General features: G+C 70.5%; 20 protein-coding genes and 2 pseudogenes. 6 read left to right on the forward strand and 16 right to left on the reverse strand.

Annotation, left to right across the window (positions count from 1 at the left end; translation table 11 throughout):
- Positions 1–58 precede the first annotated feature (58 nt).
- From Tfont_RS12665 to nirB, 3 genes are all read right to left on the reverse strand, one after another.
- Positions 59–2848 (reverse strand): nitrate reductase, encoded by a 2790-nt coding sequence (locus tag Tfont_RS12665; protein WP_143969705.1) that lies wholly within the window; start codon positions 2846–2848, stop codon positions 59–61.
- Positions 2849–3022: 174 nt separating this feature from the next.
- Positions 3023–3406, reverse strand: coding sequence for a nitrite reductase small subunit NirD (gene nirD / locus Tfont_RS12670; protein ID WP_143969706.1), 384 nt, complete (start codon positions 3404–3406; stop codon positions 3023–3025).
- A gap of 35 nt (positions 3407–3441) precedes the next feature.
- Positions 3442–5901, reverse strand: coding sequence for a nitrite reductase large subunit NirB (nirB, locus tag Tfont_RS12675; RefSeq protein ID WP_143969707.1), 2460 nt, complete (start codon positions 5899–5901; stop codon positions 3442–3444).
- A gap of 155 nt (positions 5902–6056) precedes the next feature.
- Between nirB and Tfont_RS12680 the strand changes: the two genes are divergently transcribed.
- Positions 6057–7784 carry a bifunctional protein-serine/threonine kinase/phosphatase gene (locus tag Tfont_RS12680; RefSeq protein ID WP_143969708.1) on the forward strand — a complete coding sequence of 576 codons (1728 nt, stop codon included), beginning with the start codon at positions 6057–6059 and terminating at the stop codon, positions 7782–7784.
- Between the two features lie 74 nt (positions 7785–7858).
- Here Tfont_RS12680 and Tfont_RS12685 read toward each other — a convergent pair whose 3' ends face one another.
- Positions 7859–9115: an MFS transporter gene (locus tag Tfont_RS12685; RefSeq protein ID WP_143969709.1), complete on the reverse strand. Its 1257-nt coding sequence runs from the start codon at positions 9113–9115 to the stop codon at positions 7859–7861.
- A 223-nt stretch (positions 9116–9338) separates the two neighbouring features.
- Here Tfont_RS12685 and Tfont_RS12690 point away from each other — a divergent pair, with 223 nt between their 5' ends.
- Together Tfont_RS12690 and Tfont_RS12695 are read left to right on the forward strand one after the other, a co-directional pair.
- The gene (locus tag Tfont_RS12690) at positions 9339–10601 is read left to right on the forward strand and encodes an ANTAR domain-containing protein (protein ID WP_185974535.1); all 1263 of its coding nucleotides are present in this window, start codon (positions 9339–9341) and stop codon (positions 10599–10601) included.
- 190 nt (positions 10602–10791) lie between these two features.
- On the forward strand, positions 10792–11784 hold the full coding sequence (locus Tfont_RS12695) for a sensor domain-containing diguanylate cyclase (protein ID WP_143969718.1): 993 nt from the start codon (positions 10792–10794) through the stop codon (positions 11782–11784).
- On the opposite strand, the gene Tfont_RS12700 is transcribed toward Tfont_RS12695, so the two are convergent.
- Genes Tfont_RS12700 through Tfont_RS12720 form a run of 5 tightly spaced genes read right to left on the reverse strand, consistent with a single transcriptional unit; the run spans position 11785 to position 15205 of the window.
- Complete coding sequence (locus tag Tfont_RS12700) at positions 11785–12591, reverse strand: sulfite exporter TauE/SafE family protein (RefSeq protein WP_390612475.1); 807 nt, start codon at positions 12589–12591, stop codon at positions 11785–11787. It lies immediately after the preceding gene.
- Positions 12592–12593: 2 nt separating this feature from the next.
- Positions 12594–12749: an EVE domain-containing protein gene (locus tag Tfont_RS12705; RefSeq protein WP_313906465.1), complete on the reverse strand. Its 156-nt coding sequence runs from the start codon at positions 12747–12749 to the stop codon at positions 12594–12596.
- A gap of 34 nt (positions 12750–12783) precedes the next feature.
- Positions 12784–14169 carry a sensor histidine kinase gene (locus tag Tfont_RS14985; RefSeq protein WP_143969713.1) on the reverse strand — a complete coding sequence of 462 codons (1386 nt, stop codon included), beginning with the start codon at positions 14167–14169 and terminating at the stop codon, positions 12784–12786.
- Positions 14166–14831 (reverse strand): response regulator, encoded by a 666-nt coding sequence (locus Tfont_RS12715; RefSeq protein ID WP_068607291.1) that lies wholly within the window; start codon positions 14829–14831, stop codon positions 14166–14168. Before Tfont_RS12715 ends, Tfont_RS14985 begins: the two co-directional genes overlap by 4 nt.
- The gene (locus Tfont_RS12720) at positions 14828–15205 is read right to left on the reverse strand and encodes a PepSY domain-containing protein (RefSeq protein ID WP_082955315.1); all 378 of its coding nucleotides are present in this window, start codon (positions 15203–15205) and stop codon (positions 14828–14830) included. Before Tfont_RS12720 ends, Tfont_RS12715 begins: the two co-directional genes overlap by 4 nt.
- Positions 15206–15581: 376 nt before the next feature.
- On the opposite strand from Tfont_RS12720, the gene Tfont_RS12725 reads away from it, so the two are divergent.
- From Tfont_RS12725 to Tfont_RS12735, 3 genes are read left to right on the forward strand one after another with little or no spacing between them, the layout of a single operon-like run.
- Positions 15582–16013 carry a DUF1924 domain-containing protein gene (locus tag Tfont_RS12725; protein WP_068607293.1) on the forward strand — a complete coding sequence of 144 codons (432 nt, stop codon included), beginning with the start codon at positions 15582–15584 and terminating at the stop codon, positions 16011–16013.
- 31 nt (positions 16014–16044) lie between these two features.
- A complete protein-coding gene (locus tag Tfont_RS12730; RefSeq protein WP_143969714.1) occupies positions 16045–16569 on the forward strand; it encodes a diheme cytochrome c in 525 nt (174 codons plus the stop codon).
- Between the two features lie 24 nt (positions 16570–16593).
- Positions 16594–17403, forward strand: coding sequence for a cytochrome b/b6 domain-containing protein (locus tag Tfont_RS12735; protein WP_143969715.1), 810 nt, complete (start codon positions 16594–16596; stop codon positions 17401–17403).
- Between the two features lie 38 nt (positions 17404–17441).
- Here the strand turns inward: Tfont_RS12735 and Tfont_RS12740 are convergent.
- From Tfont_RS12740 to Tfont_RS14880, 7 genes and pseudogenes are all read right to left on the reverse strand, one after another.
- Positions 17442–17855: pseudogene (locus Tfont_RS12740) on the reverse strand (CapA family protein); the annotation flags it as partial.
- A gap of 10 nt (positions 17856–17865) precedes the next feature.
- Positions 17866–18828 carry a sodium-dependent bicarbonate transport family permease gene (locus Tfont_RS12745; protein ID WP_068607299.1) on the reverse strand — a complete coding sequence of 321 codons (963 nt, stop codon included), beginning with the start codon at positions 18826–18828 and terminating at the stop codon, positions 17866–17868.
- A 122-nt stretch (positions 18829–18950) separates the two neighbouring features.
- Positions 18951–20036 (reverse strand): ACR3 family arsenite efflux transporter, encoded by a 1086-nt coding sequence (gene arsB, locus Tfont_RS12750; RefSeq protein ID WP_185974536.1) that lies wholly within the window; start codon positions 20034–20036, stop codon positions 18951–18953.
- Positions 20037–20040: 4 nt separating this feature from the next.
- The gene (locus Tfont_RS12755) at positions 20041–20541 is read right to left on the reverse strand and encodes an arsenate reductase ArsC (protein ID WP_068607303.1); all 501 of its coding nucleotides are present in this window, start codon (positions 20539–20541) and stop codon (positions 20041–20043) included.
- A 10-nt stretch (positions 20542–20551) separates the two neighbouring features.
- Complete coding sequence (locus tag Tfont_RS12760) at positions 20552–20971, reverse strand: ArsI/CadI family heavy metal resistance metalloenzyme (protein ID WP_143969716.1); 420 nt, start codon at positions 20969–20971, stop codon at positions 20552–20554.
- Between the two features lie 26 nt (positions 20972–20997).
- Positions 20998–21324 carry an ArsR/SmtB family transcription factor gene (locus tag Tfont_RS12765; protein WP_390612478.1) on the reverse strand — a complete coding sequence of 109 codons (327 nt, stop codon included), beginning with the start codon at positions 21322–21324 and terminating at the stop codon, positions 20998–21000.
- An 85-nt stretch (positions 21325–21409) separates the two neighbouring features.
- Positions 21410–21514: pseudogene (locus Tfont_RS14880) on the reverse strand (lipocalin family protein); the annotation flags it as partial.
- Positions 21515–21636: the final 122 nt, after the last annotated feature.

Raw genomic sequence — 21636 nt, forward strand, 5'->3', positions numbered from 1 at the left:
GGGCGGGAGAGAGGGGGCGGGGGCGCGGAGGCTTCATCCTCGTCCCCGGTGCATGGTCTCAGGCCGCCTGCAACTGGCCACGCAGCAGTTTTTTGAGTTCGGGCACGCAGGAGCCGCAGTTGGTGCCGCATTTGAGCTGCGTCTGCACCGCCGCCAGGCGCTCGTCCACCGACCCCTGTTCGGGCATGGCTTGCAGGATCTGGGTCTCCGAGACGTTGAAGCAGGTGCACACCTGCCGGCCGCGCGACTGGACGGTGGCGGCGGGAGGCCGTGCACCGGGCACCAGCAGCAGGCGGCCGTAGCTCTGCGCGGGCAGCTCGTCCTGCAACAGCGTCTTCACCCATGCCTCTGCCCGGGTATCGCCCGCCAGCAGGAAGGCCCGCAGGATCACGGTGGATTCACCAGGGCGTGGCGCAAGGCGCATCGCCCGGCGTTGCCCGCGGCGCCGGTCGGCGTAGCGCAGCACGTCGCGCCCGGCAAGCCCGAGCAGGCCTTCCAGGGCCTCGAAGACTTCCGCGTCGGGCGCTTCGTACGCCGCGGCGCGGAACAGCACGCCGGTCCATCCGTGCGGGCTGGGCTCGCGTCCGAACGGCACGCAGGTGGCGAAGGCGAAGCGCCGCATCAGCGTGCGCAACTGCAGCCGTACGGCCTGGGCCTCTTCGGCCGGCAGCCAGGCCGCGGCCAGCAGCGACCACGGCAGTTCCGCCTTCAGGATCTTGACGGCGGCATGCTTGAGCTCGGGCTGCTTGGACACGGGACAACAGGCGGAGCCCGTCAGCACGTTCACGCCGCCCGCCGGCTGCCCGGCCCCCGTCTGCCCGGAGACGAACTCCTCGCCCCAGTGCATCGCCACGAAGGCCTGGGCCGGGGCGATCTGCGTGCTGCCCTGGGCCGGGAGGATCAGCGAACCATGGCGCGAAGTCACGTGCACCAGGTCACCGTCCTTGAAGCCTCGCCGCGCCATGTCGCCCGGGTTGAGCTCGACGCAGGGCTCGGGCACGTGGCCGAACAGACGGCCCAGCGTGCCGGTGCGGCTCATGCCGTGCCAGTGGTCGCGCAGTCGGCCGGTCGTCAGGCTGAAGGGGTAGCGCGCGTCGCGCGGTTCGGCCACCGGCGCATAGCGCACGTTGGCAAAGCGCGCACGGCCGTCGGGCGTCGGGAACCTGCCGTCTTCGTACAGGCGGGCGCGGCCGCTCGTCGCGCCCTCGGGCACCGGCCACTGCTGCGGGCCGGCCTCGTCGAGCAGGGCATAGCTGAGCCCGGTGATGTCCAGATCCCGGCCTCGCGTGCTCTCGCGGTGCTCGTTCCAGATGGACTCGGGCGTTTCGTAGGGAAAGAGGGTGTGAGGCGCGCGTCGGGGCAGCAGGCGTTCGAGGCGGCGGGCCACGTCGACCACGATGCGCCAGTCGTGTCGGGCCGCGCCGGGGGCGGGAATGGCGGGCCGCACGCGGCTGATGCGCCGCTCGCTGTTGGTGACCGTGCCTTCCTTCTCGCCCCAGGTGGTGGCGGGAAGCAGGATGTCTGCGTACTCGCAGGTGGTGGTGGTGGCGAAGGCCTCCTGCACGATCACCAGTTCCGCGCGCTCGAGTGCCTGCCGCACGGTGCGTTGATCGGGCATGGACTGTGCCGGGTTGGTGCAGGCGATCCACAGCGCCTTGATCTCGCCCCGGGCCGCTGCCTCGAACATCTCGACGGCCGTCTTGCCCGGCGTAGCGGGGACATCCGGCACTCCCCACAGCCGCGCGACCTCGGCCCGGTGCCCCGCGTTGGCGAGGTCCCTGTGGGCGCTGAGCAGGTTGGCGAGTCCGCCGACTTCGCGCCCACCCATGGCGTTGGGCTGCCCCGTCAGTGAGAAGGGGCCGGCTCCCGGTCGGCCGATCTGTCCGGTCGCCAGATGCAGGTTGATGAGCGCGGCGTTCTTGGCCGTGCCGCTGGTGCTCTGGTTCAACCCCTGGCAGTACAGCGACAGCGTGGCCCTCGAGCGCCCGAACCATGTCGCGGCCTGCATCAGCGCGGACTCGTCGATGCCGCACAACGAGGCGACCTCCTTGGGCGTGTAGTCGCGCACCGTGGCCTTGAGTTCCTCGAAGCCGCTGGTGTGCTCGGCGATGTAGCGATGGTCGACCAGACCTTCCCACAGCAGCAGGTGCAGCATCCCGTGGAAGAGGGCGACGTCGGTGCCAGGCTGCAGCGGCAGATACAGGTCGGCCACTTCGGCCGTCTCGGTGCGGCGCGGGTCGGCGACGATCAGCCGCAGCTCGGGGTTGGCGCGCTTGGCGTCCTCGATGCGGCGGAAGAGGATGGGGTGGGCGTAGGCGGTGTTGGAGCCGACGATGAAGATGGTCTGCGCGTGCTGCACGTCGTCGTAGCACGCCGGTGGCGCGTCGACCCCGAGCGTCTGCTTGTAGCCCGCCACGGCGCTGCTCATGCAAAGGCGCGAGTTGGTGTCGACGTTGTTGGTGCCGAGCAGTCCCTTGGCGAGTTTGTTGAAGACGTAGTAGTCTTCCGTCAACAGCTGCCCCGAGATGTAGAAGCCGACGGCGTCGGGGCCGTGCCGTTCGACGATGGACGCGATCCTGCGCGCCGTCTCGTCCAGCACCGCATCCCACCCGGCCGGGCGCACCGACTCGCCGCGCGAGTAGCGCATCGCCGGCTCGAGCAGGCGCGTCTGGCGAACGAGGGGCGCAGCCGCCGTCAGATGCAGCGTGCTGCCCTTGGTGCACAGCCGACCGAAGTTCGCCGGATGCTGCGGATCACCTCGCACCCCGACGATCCGCTCGCCCTCTGACTCGATGACGACCCCGCAGCCCACGCCGCAATAGGGGCAAGTCGATTTCGTTTCACGCATGGATCGAACCGGTCTGGGCTGCGGGGAGCCCCCCGCGTGGCGGGGGGATGAAAGGGGGGTGCTCCATGACGCCGCACCGCGGACCGCCGCAGGCGTGTCCGCAGCCCAGCCGCGAGGGGCAAGTCGATTTCGTTTCACGCATGGGGCTCACCCGTCGGCTGTGCGCAACGGCGCTCAGGCCGCGCCGCGGCGGATCAGCGCTTGCGCCTGCAGGTAGCTCTCGTCGACAGCGATCGAGTTGAGCTCGTCCAGGTCGAGGTAGACCTGGCCGTCCTCTACCTTCACGCCGAACCGCGGCGTGCAGCCCTCGTCAGGCGCTTGCGCGCAACCGTCCTTCAGGCCGATCGTCCAGTTGTGCAGCGGGCAGGCCACGCTTTCGCCGAACACGATGCCCTGCGACAGCGGACCACCCTTGTGCGGGCAACGGTCCAGCAGCGCGAAGACCTTGTCCTCGGTGTTGCGGAAGACCGCAACGTCCGCTCCTTGCGCACGCGTCACCCGGCGGGCACCCAGGACGGGGATGTCCTCGACGCGGCAGATCGGTTTCCATTGGCTCATGATGCAGCTCCAGTGTCTCGATGCGGGTGGCGGGCTCAGACGGACAACGGCTCGAACTGGCGCGCGTCGACCTGCGCCTTGTCGAACTCGAACCAGGGATCGGGCTCGCCCTCGAGGGAGAACTGCAACCGCGACCAGAGCGCCTTGCGGTTGTCGGCATCGTCGAGCACCTTCTTCTTGACATGGTCGAGGCCCACGCGCGCGATGTAGTGGCAGGTGCGCTCCAGGTACCAGCCTTCCTCTCGGTACAGCTGGAGGAAGGCGCCCGCGTACTCGAGCACCTCCTCCGGCGTCTTGACCTTGCAGAAGAAGTGTGCGACCTCGGTCTTGATGCCGCCGTTGCCGCCGACGTAGATCTCCCAGCCGGAATCGACGCCGATCACGCCCACGTCCTTGATGCCGCTCTCCGCGCAGTTGCGCGGGCAGCCGCTCACCGCAAGCTTGACTTTGTGCGGCGCATACATGCGCCACAGCGCCCGCTCCAGGTCCTTGCCCATCTGGGTGGAATCCTGCGTGCCGAAGCGGCACCATTCGCTGCCAACGCAGGTCTTGACCGTGCGCAAGGCCTTCGCGTAAGCGTGGCCGGAAGGCATGCCCAGGTCCTGCCAGACCTTGGGCAGGTCTTCCTTCTTCACACCCAGGAGGTCGATGCGCTGACCACCGGTGACCTTGACCGTCGGGATCTTGTACTTGTCCACCACGTCTGCGATGCGGCGCAGCTCGTCGGCCGTGGTCTCGCCGCCCCACATCCGCGGCACCACAGAGTAGGTGCCGTCCTTCTGGATGTTGGCGTGGCTGCGCTCGTTGATGAAGCGCGACTGCGGGTCGTCCTGGGCTTCCTTGGGCCAGGTGGAGAGGAGGTAATAGTTCAAGGCCGGTCGGCAGGTGGCGCAGCCGTTGGGCGTGCGCCAGTTCAGATGGCGCATCACGGCGTCGATGGTGAGCAGCTTGCTGCCGTCGGGCAGTGGCGTGCGGATGGCCCGGCGTACGTCTTCGTGGCTGTGATCGGTGCAGCCGCACAGGGCTTTCTTCTTCGGCGTGGCCGAATAGTCGCCGCCGGCGGTGAACATCAGGAGCTGTTCCACCAGGCCGGTGCACGAGCCGCAGGAGGCACTCGCCTTGGTGTGCTTGCGCACCTCCTCCAGCGTGAACAGGCCCTTGTCCTTGATGGCCTTGCAGATGGCACCTTTGGTCACGCCGTTGCAGCCGCAGACCTCGTCGTCATCGGCCATCGCCGCCGCCTTGTTGTGGCCCTCGTGGCCGGTGTCGCCGATGTTCGATTCACCGAACATCAGCCGGTCGCGGATGTCGTGGACGGGGCGTCCCTCGCGCAGCAGCTTGAAGTACCAGGCGCCGTCGACCGTGTCGCCGTACAAGCACGCCCCGACCAGCTTGTCGTCCTTGAGGACGAGCTTCTTGTACACGCCTGCGCAGGGGTCGGACAGCACGATCTCCTCGGTGCCTTCGCCGCCCATGAAGTCGCCGGCCGAAAAGAGGTCGATGCCGGTCACTTTGAGCTTGGTGGACACCTGCGATCCGGTGTAGCGGCCGATGCCGAACTCCGCCAGGTGCGTCGCGCAGACCTTGCCTTGCTCGAACAACGGGGCGACCAGGCCGTAGGCGACACCGCGGTGCGAAGCGCACTCGCCCACGGCGTAGATGCGCGGATCGGTGATGGTCTGCATCGTGTCCGTCACGACGATGCCGCGGTTGCAGTACAGGCCGATCCTCTCCGCCAGTTCGGTGTTGGGCCGGATGCCGGCCGCCATCACGACCAGGTCCGCAGGCACCTCGCGGCCGTCCTTGAACTGCACGGCCATCACGCGGCCGGACCGCCCGCCGTCCCTGTCGCCGATGAGCGCTGCGGTGTGGGCGCCGATCATGAACTTGAGCCCACGGTCCTCGAGCGACTTCTGCAGCATCTTGCCCGCGACCTCGTCGAGCTGACGCTCCATCAGCCAGGGCGCGATGTGCACCACCGTCACCTGCATGCCGCGCAGCATCAGACCGTTGGCCGCTTCCAAACCCAGCAGGCCGCCTCCGACCACGACCGCGTGCTTGTAGCGCTGCGCGGCCTGGATCATCGTGTTGGTGTCCTTGATATCGCGGTACGCGATCACGCCCTCCAGGTCCTTGCCCGGCACGGGCGGGATGAAGGGATTGGAGCCCGTGGCGATCAGCAGGCGATCGTAGGAGGCCGTGGTGCCGTCCTCGGCGGTCACGACGCGGCGGCGGCGGTCCACGTCGACCACCTTCTTGCCCAGGTGCAGCGTGATGCCGTGCTCCTGATACCACTCGATCGGATTGAGGATGATCTCGTCGATCGTCTGCTCGCCCGCAAGCACCGGCGAGAGCAGGATGCGGTTGTAGTTGGGATGCGGCTCGGCCCCGAACACGGTGATGTCGTACAGGTCGGGCGCGAGCTTGAGCAGCTCTTCGATCGTGCGCACGCCGGCCATGCCGTTGCCGATCATCACGAGTTTCAGTTTCTTCATCGCAGGGACTCCATGGCTTGCGCCGGGTTCGTCAAGCAAGGGGTGGGCCAGAAACGGCGTGCCGTGTGCGAAGCGCAACGGCGGGTGCCGCGCATGCCCGTTGCGGCCACAATCGCGTTCGCGGTCGCCGTGGCCGCAAGGCGGAGGAACCGGGGGTGGGACTGGACGTCGACGTCGGGCACTGCAGCGAACGCGGGCCGCGGGACCGCAACGAGGACTGCGCGGGCGTGGCGATACCCGAGGCGCATGAACGGGACCGCGGGCTGGTGGCCGCGGTGGCCGACGGAGTCACGCTCGGGGGACACGGCGCGGAGGCCGCGCAGACCGCCGTCATGTCGTTGCTCGACGGCTACCACGCCACGCCTGCGAGTTGGGACACGAGCGTGGCGCTCGACCGTGTGATCGCCGCTCACAACGCCTGGCTGACCGACCACAACCGACGCCGGCAGGGCACGGGCGCGACCGGCGCGGCGTTGTCCACCCTCACCGCCGTCGTGTTGCAGGGGCACAGCTACACCGTGGCTCACGTGGGCGACAGCCGCGCCTGGTTGGTGAGAGCGCAAGAGTGTGTGCAGCTCACCCAGGACCACAGCCTCGAGCACCCCGACATGCGCAGCCGGCTGACACGGGCGCTCGGGCTGGACGATCCGGTCCGCATCGACTACCTGCAAGGAGAGTTGCACCCCGGCGACACGCTGGTGCTGACGACCGATGGCGTGCACGGCGTGCTGCGGCGCAGACAGATCGGCGAACTCGCGCGCCACGGCGGCGCGCAGCAAGCCAGCGAGGCGTTGGTGCGCGCCGCGCTCAGCGCCGGTGGCCGCGACAACGCGACGGCCCTCGTCCTCCAGGTGCGCTCGCTCGGTGGCACGCGGCTGGACGACATCGTCCAGCGGGCCCGCCGCCTGCCCGCCCCCGGTTCCCTCAAGGTCGGTGACCGTCTGGACGGCTACGTGATCACCGCCCGCGTGCTCGACAACGGAGTGCACCGCCTCTTCCAGGCCCGTGACATCCATACCGGGGAACTGGTGGCGATCAAGACGCTCCACGAGGCCCGCGCCGGCGACGAGGAGGAGCAGGCCATGCTCGCGCACGAGGCTTGGCTGGGGCAGCGCGCAGCCGAGCGCGAGGTGCCGGGCCTGGTTCGCGTGCGGGAGGTGCTCGATCCCAGCGCCTTCTACGTGGTCTTCGAATGGCATGCGGGCCAGACTCTCGAGCAGATGCTGCGCGAGGGGCGACGCCTCGAGGTCGGCGAGGCGGTCGTGGCGGCGTCCCAGGTGCTGCGCACGCTCGGATGGCTGCACCGCCAGGGGGTGGTGCACCGCGATGTCAAACCCGCCAACCTGCATCTGGGCGACGACGGGCAATGGAGGGTACTCGACCTGGGCGTGGCCGTTTCCGGCCGTGAGCCCGAGAGCCTGCGCCACCTGCATGCTGGAACGCCAAGCTACATGAACCCCGAGCAATGGCCGGCGCCCGGCCGGGATACCGGCGAGCCGGCCGACGCACGCAGCGATCTCTACGCCCTGGGTGCCGCGCTCTACCACGGACTCACCGGACGACTGCCCTACGGCGAACTCGAGCCCTACCAGACGGCGCGCTTGCGTCGCGACCCGAGGCCCCCCTCCCGGCTGCGCCCCGACGTGCCGATCTGGCTCGATCATGTCGTGCTCAAGGCGGTGGCTCGCGATGCGGCGCAGCGCTTCGAGACCGCGGAAGAGTTCCTGCTTGCACTCGAGCGAGGCGCGTCGCGGCCGCTGCCGGCCCCGGGTCACACGCCCCTGGTCGCGCGAGACCCGACGGCACTGTGGAAGGCGGCGCTGGCGATTTCGCTGCTCTTCAACGTGCTGCTGGTCGTGTGGCTGCTGTTCCTGCCGAGATAGGCCGGCCCTGCCCGCGCGGGGGGCGGTGACCTGGAGAACCTGCATCCGCAGCCTCCGCTGACGTGCGAGGGTCATCACGCGCGCACCTTTTCGATGCGCTTTTGCGCAGGAGTCGGTGTGAACTGCGTGCGCGCCCGCCCGCCATTCTCGGCCCAGGTGCGCGTCCAGCGGATCTGCACGACCCGCAGCATGAACAGCATCGCCAGCGCAACCAGGGCGAAGGATACGAAGCCCCACAGGTAGGTGCCCGAGTACTGCTTGGACAGGCCCATCGCATTCGGGATGAAGCCGCCCCCCAATGCCCCGACCTCGCCGATCATCGAACCCGCGACTGCGGTCGTGAGCGGCCAGCGCAGCGGCACGAGTTGGAACAGTGCGCCGTTTCCCGCACCGAGCGCGGCGAAGCACAGCATGAAGAGCAGCGTGGTGACGGCGACCGATTGTCCGGCCATCCCGCACAGCACCAGCGAGACAGCGACCATCGCGAGCACGCCCGTCAGGGTGTTCACCCCTCCGATGCGGTCCGAGATGTAGCCGCCCAACACACGCACGGCCGAGCCCATCAGCGTCGCCAGCATCGTGAGCTGGCCGGCCTCGACCTTCGTGACCTTGAATTGGTCGTAGAAGTAGGTCGGCAGGAAGCTGGACAAGCCGATGAACCCGCCGAAGGTCACCACGTAGATCAGGCTGAAGGCCCAGCCGTCCTTCTCGAAGAGGCAGGAGACGTGCTGACGGAAGGTCTGGTGCTCGCGATCCGGCGGCTCCTTCGCGCACAGCCACATGACGATCATCGGGAGCAGCATGGTCAGCGCGGCCAGGCCGTACACCGACTGCCAGCCGTAGCGCATCGCGAGCGGCGGGGCGAACAGCACGGCCAGCACGGTACCGGAGTTGCCCGCGCCGGCCAGTCCCATCGCCAGCCCTTTGTACTGCGGTGGGTACCAGCCGGAGCCGAGCGACAGCGCGACGCCGAAGCTCGCGCCGGCAATGCCCAGCAGCACGCTCATCGCGAGGACGCCGTCGTAGCTGTCCACGAAGAAGTAGCCGAAGGCGAGCGCGAGCACGATCAGGCCCATCTCGACCATGGCGGCGTTCTTGCGGCCGATGTACTGTGCCAGCACGCCCAACGGGAAACGCATCAGCGCGCCGGCCAGGATGGGCACGGAGATCATGAAGCCCTTCTGGGCGGGGGTCAGGTCGAAGCTCTCGCTGATGAACGGACCCATGGCGCCGTTGAGCACCCACACCGCGAAGCAGAAGTCGAAGTAGAGAAACGACGCGAACAAGGTGGGCCAGTGACCCGAGGAGAGGAAGTTCGTAGGACGTGCCATGGGAGTGTCGCCCGCCGCGCCAGTCCCGGTCGCTGTGGAGGCGACGTGGGCCGACGCTGGCATGTAGGTCAGTCCGACTCGAGATGCGCACCGCACTGTGCGCATGGCCTGGCGGTACGGGGACCAGACCGGGCGCTGCGCCGCGCCCATGCGGGCCTTTCAATGCAACACCCGTGCCAGCAGCCGCACGAGGGCTGGTGCGATCCGTGCTTTCTGCGACGGCATGATGGCGAGCAAAGTGATCGTGGCAGGGCCGGATCTGCGGGCACTCGAGGCCCTGACCCGAGACATGCGGGACGTGGGCATTCACGTCCTTGGTGCAGACGATGGATCCAACCTGGTGCGCGAGTGCATCAGGCTGGCGCCCGAGGCCCTGGTGTGGTGGGAGGACTGGCTCACCGTGCGCAGCCTCGACCACTTGCGCTTGCTCGCGCAGACCCACCCGCTGCCCATCCTGGTCTACACGCTCGAAGATGACGTGCGCCGATTGGAGGCCGCCGTGGAGGCGGGCGTGCAGGGGTATGTGGTCAACGGCTATGCGAGCGCGCGCCTGCGCAGCGACCTCGCCGCCGCCTGCGCGCGCTTCCGCAGGGAGCATGCGCTGCTGCGCGCGCTCGAGGAGCTGTCGCACAAGCACGAGGAGCGCAAGCTCATCGATCGCGCCAAAGGCGTGTTGATGCGCGCCACGCAGATGTCGGAGGAGGAGGCGTTCCGCTGGCTGCGCACCGCTTCCATGAGGCAGCACCGGCGTGTCGGTCAGGTTTCGCGGGTGCTGGTCGAAGCCGCCGCCCGCGCGCACGCCATCAACCGCGCAGGGCTGCTGCGGATGCTCTCTCAACGTTACGTGCTGGTGAGCGCCGCCGGGTGCGCCGGCACAAGCGCGGTCGCGCAAGGCGCCTTGCAAACGGTGACCGACACCGTCGCGCAGGTGCTGTCGGAGCTGCAGCGCTCCGAAGTGGTCCACCCCTACCGTGACCTCGTCGGAGCCGCCGCCGAGCAGTGGGCCCGGGTCGTCGCGGTGCAAGCGCAGGGGGCGGACCTCTGGCCCCAGCTTGACGAGGCGGCAGAGCGGCTGCTGGAGGCCGCCGAACGCCTGACCGGCTGCCTGGAGGCTGCCTGGCCCGAAGGGCGTTTGAACGTCGTCAACCTATGCGCGCGGCAACGCATGCTGGCGCAGCGCTATGGCAAGCAAATGGCGTTGGCCGCGCTCGGCCAGGCCGATGCGGTCGCCGCCGCTGCTGCCGCCGCCCCCACGCGGGCGCAGTTCGAAGCGGCCCTTGACGCGCTGCGGCAGACACCCCTGACCTCCGAGCGCGTACGCGAGCTGCTGGCCCAGGCTGCGCGGACCTGGCGGGTGCTGCTCGCCGCCTGCCACGGCAGCCCGCCCGCCTGGGACGGCCTCATGGGCGCCGCCGACGAGCTGGTGTCCGTGTTCGATGCGCTGACACAACAGTACGAACAGGAGGTGCACCGGCTCATCGGCTGAAGGACGGACGGCCCCTTCCCGTCCCCCACCCATCCCGCACTCGGGGGGCGCGCGTCAAATGGTTGCGCGTGGCGAACGCGTTCCAGCCCCACGAAAGGCAGTTCGGGCCACAATCGGGAGGTGCGCCCCCGCGACGGGCGCCCGCGAACCGATGAGCCCTTCCTCCTCCGATCCCCAAGCTGCCGACCCGATGGAGCCCTTGCAACCCGGCCTCACCGCCGACGAGGCGGCGGCCTGTCTGCGTCCTGTGCTGGACCACTTCCGCGAGGGCTTCGTCGTCAAGGATGCCGAGGGCCGCTACCTGTATGCCAATGCCGCGGCCGCCCGCATGCTCGGGCGGTTGGTGCAAGAGGTCGTCGGGCGGCGCGACGAGGACTTGCTCGACGCAACGACGGCGGCCTCGCTGCGCGCCGGCGACCAGGCCGCGCGCTTGCAGTCGCGCCCTCTGTACCGAGACGAACGCCTGCCCGGTGGCGACGAGGGCGTGATCGAGCTGCAGACGCTCAGGTACTGCGCGCCCGGCGCGGCCGACCCCGCTGCGGCACCCGTGTGCGCCCTGTGGACGGACGTCACCCAGGTGCGGCGCCTGCAGGCGCAGTTGCGCCACGCGCTCGAGCAACTCGAGCTTCAGCAGCGTCAGAACGAGGAGCTGCGGCAGGAACTGCAGGACCAGCCGGTGCGCGACCCCGTGAGCGGTGTGTACAACCGGCACCACTTCGAGGAGCAGCTGCGCCGCGAGATCGACCTGTCGCTGCGCGAGAACCGCGAGTTCGCGCTGGTGGCCATTCGCATCGATCGCTACGGCGAACTGCTGGAGAGGCTCGGCGCTGCGGCGGGCGAGCGCGTGCTGCAGGCCCTGGGGCGCTTGCTGCGCGGCAACACGCGCGTGATGGACGCGCCCTGTCGCCTGGGCGAGGAGCGCTTTGCCGTGCTCCTGTCCGGAGTGGGCCTGGCCACCGCCCATGCCCGCATGGAAAGCGTGCGCCGCCAGTGCGAGGCGCAGATGGTGCTGCTGGAGGGCAGCGAGCTGCGCTTCACCGTCTCGATGGGCGTGGCGAGCTTTCCCCATACCGCGCAGGACCGCCAGGCCTTGCTCGCAGCGGCCGAGGCGGCGTTGGCACGCGCGGGCGAGCGCGGGGGCAACTGCACCCTGCCTGCGCCGATCGCGCTCGATCCGCGCTGATCAGGCCAGCGCCTTGTAAAGCATGTAGGCTGCCAGCACGTAGAGCAGCAGCGCGAACACCCGCTTGAGTTGCCGCACGTTCATCGCATGCGCGACGCGGGCGCCGAAGGGGGCGGTGAGCACGCTGGCGCTCGCGATCACCGCCAGTGCCGGCAGGTAGAGGTAGCCGAGCACGCCGGGCAGCGGAGCCGGCAGCGACCAGCCCCCCACCACGTAGCCCACCGTATTGGCCAGGGCGATCGGGAAGCCCAGCGCGGCGCTCGTCGCCACCGCGTTGTGCATTGCCACGTTGCACCAGGTCATGAACGGCACCGACACGAACCCCCCGCCGGCGCCGACCAGCCCCGAGATGAATCCGATGCCGCCCCCGGCCGCCCATTGCCCCGCCATGCCGGGCATCTGGCGCGCAGGGGCGGGCTTCTTGTCCAGCAGCATCTGCGTGGCCGAAAAGCCGACGAAGGCCGCGAAGACGAGCGCCAGCCACTGGCCCTTCAGCACGGCAAAGACACCGGCGCCGGCGAGCAGGCCGCCGATGACGATGCCCGGCGCCAGGCCGCGCACGATGTCCCATCGCACCGCGCCGCGCTTGTGGTGGGCGCGCACGCTGGAGACCGAGGTGAACAAGATGGTGGCCATCGAGGTGGCAATCGCCATCTTCACTGCCAGCCCGTCGGGCACCCCTCGGTGCGAGAGGATGAACGTCATGAACGGCACGAGCAGCATGCCGCCCCCGATACCGAGCAGCCCCGCCAGGAACCCGGTGCAGGAGCCGAGCAGGAGCAGTTCCGCGATGAGTTGAAACTCCATGGTCAAGCGATCGATTCAAGGGCCGTGAGCACCCGCCGCCACTGGTCGGGCGTCACGGGCGTGATCGAAAGCCGGTTGGCCGGCTTGAGGACGAGCAGATCCGCGAGTTCGGGGCGCTCGCGCATTTCCTTGAGGCAGAGCAGCCGGGTCTTGCGCACCAAGCGCACATCGACGAGCCACCAGCGCGGCGCCTCAGGCGTCCGACACCGACGGCAGCTCCAGCGCCGCGCGCAGGCCGCCCAGCGGCGCGCGCGCCAGCGTCAGCGTGCCGCCGTAGAGTGCGGCCACCTCGCGCACGATGTCCAGCCCCAGGCCGCTGCCGGGCACGCGCTCGTCGGCCCGCACCCCGCGTGCCAGCACCTGCCGGCACTGCTCCGGGGTCAGGCCCGGGCCGTCGTCGTCCACCGTCAGCCGCAGCCGGTCGCCGTCGCGGCGCACCGTGACCTGCACGCGCCGGCGCGCCCATTTGCAGGCGTTGTCCAACAGGTTGCCGGCCATCTCCTGCAAATCCTGCGCCTCGCCGGCGAAAACCGCCGCCGGGTCGGCCTGCACGTCCAGCTCCAGAGGTTCGGCGCCGTCGGCGCGCGCTGCATGCACCTTGCGCATCACGCGCAGCAGCCCCTCCAGCACCGGCTGCACCGGCGTGGGACGCGCCGGGTGGGCAGCGCTGGCGGCGCGCGCGCGGCGCAGGTGCCAGTCCACCTGTTCGCGCAGGCGCTGCACCTGCTCCTGCAGCGCGGTGGCGAGGGCCGGCTCGCGCGGCTGCAACTCCTCGGCCAGCGTGCCGATCACCGCCAGCGGGGTCTTGATCGCGTGCGCCAGGTTGCCGGCCAGCCGCCGCGCGCGCTCCACGCCCTGCTCGTCGTGCGCCAGCACGCGGTTGAAGTCGTCCACCAGCGGCTGCACCTCGGCCGCGAACGCCCCCTGCAGCCGCGTCTGGCGGCCGGTGCGCACCGCCTGCAGCGCCTGCTGCAGCGCGCGCAGCGGCCGCAGGCCCAGCCACAGCTGCGCCGCCACCGCCGCCAGCAGCGCCGCGCCCAGCCCCGCCAGCGACCGCGCCAGCGCACCGTGAAAGGCGCCCAGCGCCTGCTCCAGCTCGCGCGTGTCGGCGGCGACGACGACGCGCCAGCGCGGCCCGTGATCGCCCCACTGGACGGCGCGCTCCAGCGCCCGCAGCCGCTGCCCGGCTGGCCCGGGCAGCGCATGCCGGTGCAACGCGCCGTCCGGCAGCGTGTCGTCGGCCAGCGGCAGCCGCTCGTCCCACAGCGAGCGCGAGCGCAGCGCCGGCTCCGCCTCGGCGCGCCCCACCGCCTGCACCTGCCAGTACAGGCCGCCATAGGGGCGCTGCCAGCGCGGGTCGGCCAGCGGCCGCGCCAGCACCGGCTGCCCGTCGGCATCCGGCTCCAGCGCCGCCAGCAGCTGCGTCAGCTGGTCCTGCAGCCGCAGGTCGAACTGCTGCGTGACGTGGCGCTCGAACAGCCGCGCGATCGCCACCCCGGCCAGCACCAGCGCCAACGACACCGCCAGCAGCGCCGCCAGCAGCAGGCGCCAGCGCAGCGAGGCGGCCCAGCGCCTCATCCGCCGGCGGCCTCCAGCCGGTAGCCCAGGCCCCGCACCGTCTCGATGCTGCCGGGCGGCAGCTTGCGCCGCAGCCGGGCGACGAACACCTCGATGGTGTTGGAGTCGCGCTCGGCGTCGCTGCCGTACAGGTGCTCGGCCAGCTCGGTGCGCGGCACCACCTGGCCGGCGCGGTGCATCAGGTACGACAGCACGCGCAGCTCCTGCGCCGTCAGCACGAGGGGCTGGCCCGCCACGCTGGCGCGCTGCTGGCGCGTGTCCAGCTCCAGCGCGCCGCAGCGCAGCACCGGGTGCGCAGCACCATGGGCACGGCGGATCAGCGCGCGCACGCGCGCCAGCAGCTCCTCGGTATGGAACGGCTTGGTCAGGTAGTCGTCCGCCCCGGCGTCGATGCCGGCCACCTTGTCCTGCCAGGCGTCGCGCGCGGTCAGAATCAGCACCGGCGCCGTCACCCCCTCGGCGCGCCAGCGCTGCAGCACCGTCAGTCCGTCCAGTTGCGGCAGGCCCAGGTCCAGCACGATGGCGTCGTAGGGCTCCACGCCGCCCAGCTCCCACGCGCGGCGGCCGTCGGCCGCCACGTCCACCGTGTAGCCGGCCGCGCGCAGGCTGGCCGCCAGCCGCTGCGCCAGCGCCGCCTCATCTTCCACCAGCAGCACCCTCACCGCTTGCCTTTCTTCACTTCGGTCTTGAGCACGCTGCCGTCGCGCGCATCCACATACCACTCGACCAGCCGCCCGTCGGGGCGCAGCACCTTGAATTCGTACACCCAGCGGCCGTGCTCGCGCTCCAGTTCGGTGGCGATGACCTCGCCGCCCAACTGCGGCTGCACCCGCTGCAGGATCTCGCCCAGCGGCCGAATCTCGCCGGCCAGCACGGCTTCGCGCGCGCGCCGCTGATCGCCCCCCCCATCGGCGTGGCCGGGCGGCGCCCAGCCGATCACGCACGCCAGCACCAGGGCCGGCGCCCACGCCGCGCCGCGCCGCGGCCGGCGAGGCGCGCCGCGCCCCTCACCGCGAGAGCTCGGACGTTCTGCCATGCCGAGGATGGTAGGGGCGCCGTCCTGAACCCCGCATGAATGGCCTGCCGTGCGCGTCGCGTCCCCGCGACACTCCGGACGCCACCATGGCGGAGCCCCCACCGCGCCGCGGGTCAGCCGAACTTGACGAACAGCCGCGCGTACGACGCCTTCAGGCCACCCAGCGCCTTGCGCACCGCGTCGGCGTCACCCTGCCGCACAGCCTCGCGCAGGGCCTGCACCGAGGCCGACGACCGCCCCGTGCCCTGGCCCCGCGGCCGGTTGGCCGCTAGGCTGCACCCGCCAGCTTAACCGCCGATGAACGCCGCGTTCACGCTGGCGACGGCCCCCTGCCGGCATCCTGCACGCATCCGAACCGCGATACCCGGAGCCGACCATGACCCTCCCGATCCGATGCCCCCGACCGACCCGCCAGGCCGCCGCGCGCGCGGCGCTGGCGGCCATCCTGACCGTCACCGCCGTGCTGGCCCGCGCCGGCGACACCACGCCGGCGGCGGAGCTGGCCCGCTTCGAGGCCGAGGCCGGCCGCGCCGGGGACGCCGCCGCCGGCCAGCGCCTGTTCACGCAGCGCCACGGCGGCGAGTGGTCGTGCAGCAGCTGCCACGGCGAGCCGCCGACCCGCGCCGGCCGCCACGCCAGCACCGGCAAGACGATCCCGCCGCTGGCCCCCGCCGCCAACCCGGACGCGCTGACCGAGCGCGCCAAGGTCGACAAGTGGCTGCGGCGCAACTGCGGCGACGTGCTCGGCCGCGCCTGCACCGCCGCCGAGAAGGCCGACGTGCTGGCCTGGCTGACCCGCCTGCGCTGACCCCGCCCGGACGCCCGAAGGAGCCCCGACGATGACCACCCCCTCGACACGATCGCGCGCGCGGCGCCTCGCCGCCGCCCTGCTGACCGCCCTGCCAGCGTGGCCGGCGCTGGCCGACGGCGTGCGCCTGCCGGCCCAGGTGCCCCCGGCCTACCGCAGCGAGTGCGGCGCCTGCCACGTCGCCTACCCGCCCGGGCTGCTGCCGGCGGCGTCGTGGCAGCGGCTGATGGGCAGCCTCGAGCGCCACTACGGCACCGACGCCTCGCTCGACCCCGCCACGGTGCGGCAGCTTGCCACCTGGCTGCAGGCGCACGCCGGAACGGGCAAGCGCGTCGGCCCCGAGCCGCCGCCGCAGGACCGCCTCACGCGCAGCGCCTGGTTCGAGCGCAAGCACCGCCAGCTCGACGACGCCGTCTGGCGCCTGCCCAGCGTCAAGAGCGCGGCCAACTGCGCCGCCTGCCACGGCGGCGCCGAGCAGGGCCGCTTCGACGAACACGACCTGCGCATGCCCGCCGACCTGCCGGCGCGCTACCGCCGCGCCTTCCTGGACGACTGATCCCTTTTTGCCGGAGCCGACGCCATGTTCGCCACCACCCGACCCGATCTCCCCGAGCGCCCCAACGGCGCCGCCGCGGCCAACCCGCCGGCCCCCGGCCGGCGCGTCACCGACGCGCCGACGCGCGCCTTCCACTGGCTGTTCGCGCTCAGCTTCGTCGGCGCCTACCTCACCGCCGACGGTGAGCGCTGGCGGCTGGTGCACGTCGTGCTCGGCTACACGATGGCCGGGCTGCTGGGCTGGCGCGTGCTGTACGGCCTCGTCGGCCCGCGCCACGTGCGGCTGGCGGCGCTGGCGCGCAAGCTCGCCGCCGCCCCCGGGTGGGCGCGCGCCACGCTGCAGGCGCTGCGCACGGGGGACTGGAACGCGCTGGCCGGCGCTGGCCGGCAGGGCCAGAACCTGGCGCTGGCCGGCGTCATCGCCGCGCTGCTGCTGGCGGTGCCGCCGCTGGTGGCCAGCGGCGTGGCCACCTTCCACGACTGGGGCGGCGAGTGGCTGGAGGAAGTGCACGAGTTTTTCGGCAACGGGATGCTGGCGCTGGTGCTGGCGCACCTAGGGCTGCTCGCCGCGCTGAGCGTGTGGCGGCGGCAGAACCTGGCGCGGCCGATGCTGACCGGCCGCACCCCGGGCCGTGGCCCGGATCTGGTCACGCGCAACCACGGCGCGCTGGCGCTGCTGCTGGTGCTGGCGGTGCTGGCCTACTGGGCGTGGGAGTGGTCCAACGCCCCAACCCGCACGGCGCCGGGGGGCACTGCCACGTCGGGCTGGACGCTCGCGGCGCCGGGGGCATCGGCCAAGGGCCGGCACCACGACGACGAGGACGAGGACGACTGACACCGGGCCGGTGCGTCACGCACCAATGGCGCCACGGATCAGCGGGGCGGGATCGGCACCGGGCAGCGCACGGCCTCTGCGCTGCCGCGCGCCCAGCACCACCCGGGCCGATCGGCCTGGGGATGTGGCGCCCCGTGGCGGTCCAGGCGCACGTCCATCGCCGTCCAGCGAACGGCACCCTGGCGATCGACGGTCAGGCGCACCAGCCAGCCGGTCGTCGTCTCCGGGGCACGAAAGCCGTCGAACACGAAATTGCCCAGGCTGTAGATGATCGGGCGGCCTTGGTAGACCTCGGTGTCCTGGGCCACATGGGGATGCCCCCCGATCACGGCATCGGCGCCGGCATCGATCATCCACCGGGCCAGGGCGCGCTGGCGGGCGCTCGCCCGCGGTTCGTATTCCCAACCCCAGTGCATCACGGGGATGACCACATCGGCCCCGTACACCTGCCGCGCACGCCGATCAGCCGAGCACCGCGCGCGCCACCTGGGTGTACAGCGGGATACCGATCAGGATGTTGAACGGGAACGTCACCCCCAGGCTCAGCCCGAAGTACAGCGCCGGGTTGGCCTCCGGGATCGCGTAGCGCAGCACCGCCGGCACCACGATGTACGAGGCGCTGGCCGACAGCACCATCAGCAGCACCGCGTCGCCCACCGGCATGCCCAGCACGGTGGCCAACCCCAGCGCGATGCTGGCGTGCACCAGAGGCGCCAGCCCCGCATAGGCCAGCAGCACCGGCGACGCCTTGCGCGCCTCGCGGAAGTTGCGCGCCACCATCAGGCCCATGTCCAGCAAAAAGAACGCCAGCATGCCCTTGAACAGATCGCCCGAGAACGGCTGCATCACCGCCTTGCCGGTCTCGCCGCTCAGGTAGCCGATCACCATCGACCCCAGCAGCAGCATCTGTGCGCCGTCGGTGAAGGATTCGTGCAGGATGTGCCCGATGCGCAGATCGGGCGAGCCGTCCACCCCGCGCTCCTTGCGGATGGCGTTGGCCAGCAGCACGGCGACGATGATGGCCGGCGACTCCATCAGCACCATCGCCACGGTCATGTGGCCGCCGGGGGCCAGCCCGGCGCTGGTCAAAAACTGCGTCGCCGTGACGAACGTCACCGCGCTGACCGACCCGTAGCACGCCGCCACGGCCGCCGCGTCCAGGCGCGAGACGTGGCGGCGCAAAAACGCGTAACCCATCAACGGCACGATCACCGCCATGGCCATGGCCGCGCCGATGCCCAGCAGGATCTCGGGGTTGAAGCCCGCCTGCGCCAGCGCGAACCCGCCCTTGAGCCCCAGCGCCATCAACAGGTACAGCGACAGGAACTTGGCGATGGCCGGCGGGATCTCCAGGTTGGAGCGTACCGCGCCGGCCAGCACACCAAAGACGAAGAACAGGATGGCGGGATCGAGCAGACTTTGCATGCGGACCTTCAGTCAAACGACGTCAAACGTTCAACTGTAGCCGCGCTCAGGCATGCGGTTCCATCGATTTTTTTGGTGGAAACCATCGATGGAAGACGATGATTTACGACCCATCAACCCCGTCACGCCCGTGATGGGCGGATACCCGACTCGTACCATCCCTTGCTGCGGTTGACGATCGACACCACCGCCAGCATGACCGGCACTTCGATCAGCACCCCCACCACGGTGGCCAAGGCGGCACCGGACTCGAAGCCGAACAGGCTGATCGCCGCCGCCACGGCCAGCTCGAAGAAATTGGACGCACCGATCAACGCCGACGGGCATGCCACGGCGTGCGACTCGCCCACGCGCCGGTTGAGCCAATACGCCAGCGACGAGTTGAACGCCACCTGGATGAGGATGGGCACCGCCAGCAGAGCGATCACGAGCGGCTGCCGCAGAATCTGCTCGCCCTGAAAGGCGAACAGCAGCACCAGCGTCGCCAGCAGCGCCGCGATGGACCACGGCCCCGTGCGGCGCATGGTGGCACCCAGAACCTGCGGTCCGCGCGCGAGCAGCCGGCGCCGCCACGCCTGGGCCAGCAGCACGGGCACCACGATGTACAGCCCCACCGACACGAGCAAGGTGTCCCACGGCACGGTGATCGCCGACAAGCCCAGCAAAAAGGCCACCAGCGGCGCGAAGGCAAACACCATGATGGTGTCGTTGAGGGCCACCTGCGACAGCGTGAACAGCGGGTCGCCGCCGGTCAGACGGCTCCAGACGAACACCATCGCCGTGCACGGCGCGGCCGCCAGCAAGATCAGGCCGGCCACATAGCTGTCGATCTGCTCCGTGGGCAACCAGGGCGCAAACCACTGGCGCACGAACAACCAGGCCAGAAACGCCATCGAAAACGGCTTGACCAGCCAGTTGACGAACAGCGTCACCCCGATGCCGCGCACATGGCGGCGCACCTGTCCCAGCGCGCCAAAGTCCACCTTCACCAGCATCGGGATGATCATCACCCAGATGAGCAGGCCCACCGGCAGGTTGACGCGCGCCACCTCCAGCCGCCCGATGGCCTGAAACAGGCCCGGCAACCATTGCCCGAGGGCGATGCCCACCACGATGCAAACCGCCACCCAGAGCGTCAGGTAACGCTCGAACGCGCTCATGGGCGCGCCAGCCGCCTGCTTGGCGGCAATGTCACACTGTGCGCTCACGGCCTCAGCTCCCGGCCAGGGCGCGCGCGCTGTCCTGCAGCAGGGCGCGCGCCAGCTTCTCGGGTGGCAATTGCGTCAGCATCTCCAGCCGGCGCTTCATCAGCTGCATGGTGCGGCGGAAGGCCTCGTGCTTGACCTCGCCCGGCTCGTCACCCGCGGACGGATCGGCGTAGCCCCAGTGGGCCGTGGCCGGGTGTCCGGGCCACACGGGGCAGACCTCGCCCGCCGCGTTGTCGCAAACGGTGATGATCAGATCCATCTCGGGCGCGTCGGGGCCGGCAAACTCATCCCAGCTTTTGCTGCGCAGCCCATCGGTGGCAATGCCCGCCTCGCGCAGCACGGCCAGCGCCAGGGGGTGGGGCTGCTGGTTCGGGCGCGGGCTGCTGCCCGCCGAATAGGCCCGAAAACGCCCGCGGCCCAGGTCGTTGAGCAGCGCCTCGGCCAGGATGCTGCGGGCGGAGTTGTGGGTGCACAAAAACAGCACGTTCAGGGGGCGGGAGGTCATGGCCGCATCCTCAGCAGCAGGCCGCCGCGCAGCAAGCGCCGGAGGCGGCATCCGCCTCGCGGAAGACGGCAATGTCGCCCAGGGTGTGGAAATGCTCCCAGGCAATGCCCTGGGGATCGGTCACCCAATGCTTTTCGCTGCGGGCGTAGCAGCAGGTGGTAGCCCCTTCGTCGAGCAGGGCCATGTCGGCGGCCTGGGCACGGGCCTTGAGCTCGCCCAGCTCCGACGCCTCGTCCACCTGAAAGCCCAGGTGGTCCACCCCCGGCGCCGCGCCGCGCGTGGAGATGGCGAAGTTCAGCCGCGGATCGTCGAGCATCCATTTGGCGTAGTCGCGCTCGACGCGCACCGGCTCGGCCGCGAACAGGCGCGAGTAAAACGCAATGCTCTGGTCCAGATCCTGGACATGCAGATGGACGTGGAAGCGCTTCACGGAGTTCTCCTTCGGACGGGTAGGGATCAACAATCGCAGGCCAGGGCGTCCGGGGTGATGCAGGCGTCGCCCCGGCAGCAGTTTTCGGTGAGGTAGGCGAGCAGCGCCTGCATCGCATCGAACGCGGCCCGGTAAATCAGATGCCGGCCCTGCCGCTCCTGCGTCACCAGGCCGGCATGCAGCAATTCCTTGAGGTGAAAGGACAGCGCGCTGGGGGCCGCCCCCAGCGCCTCGGCCAGGGCGCTGGGCGTCAGCCCCTCGCGCCCCGCCACCACCAGGGCGCGAAACGCGCGCAGCCGCACGGGCTGGGCTAAGGCGGCCAGGGCTTGGACGGTTTGGGCTTCGGTCAGCATGAAAGCCATCATAAAACATTTCAATAAATATTCAACTATTGAATTGATGGCATCTCCTATCCCCAACACCGCGGCCGCCTTGTGCTCACAGCCGCAGGGCGCCCCCGTAGCCGGTCAGCTCCAGATACCCGCGTCCCACGCGGCGACCATCCAGGGTGCGCAGCTCGCACAAGCCCTCCCAGTAGAGGGCACTTCGCAAAACCCCATTTCCGAGAGCTGAACCGGCATGAGGGCGCTCGCGTCGTTCAGTTCGGGGTTCTCGGTGCCGCTCAGGCCCCGTCATCGCCGCCTTGGCGGGCGCCCGAGGCCCTG

This window comes from Tepidimonas fonticaldi, from assembly GCF_007556755.1.
Taxonomy (GTDB): domain Bacteria; phylum Pseudomonadota; class Gammaproteobacteria; order Burkholderiales; family Burkholderiaceae_C; genus Tepidimonas; species Tepidimonas fonticaldi.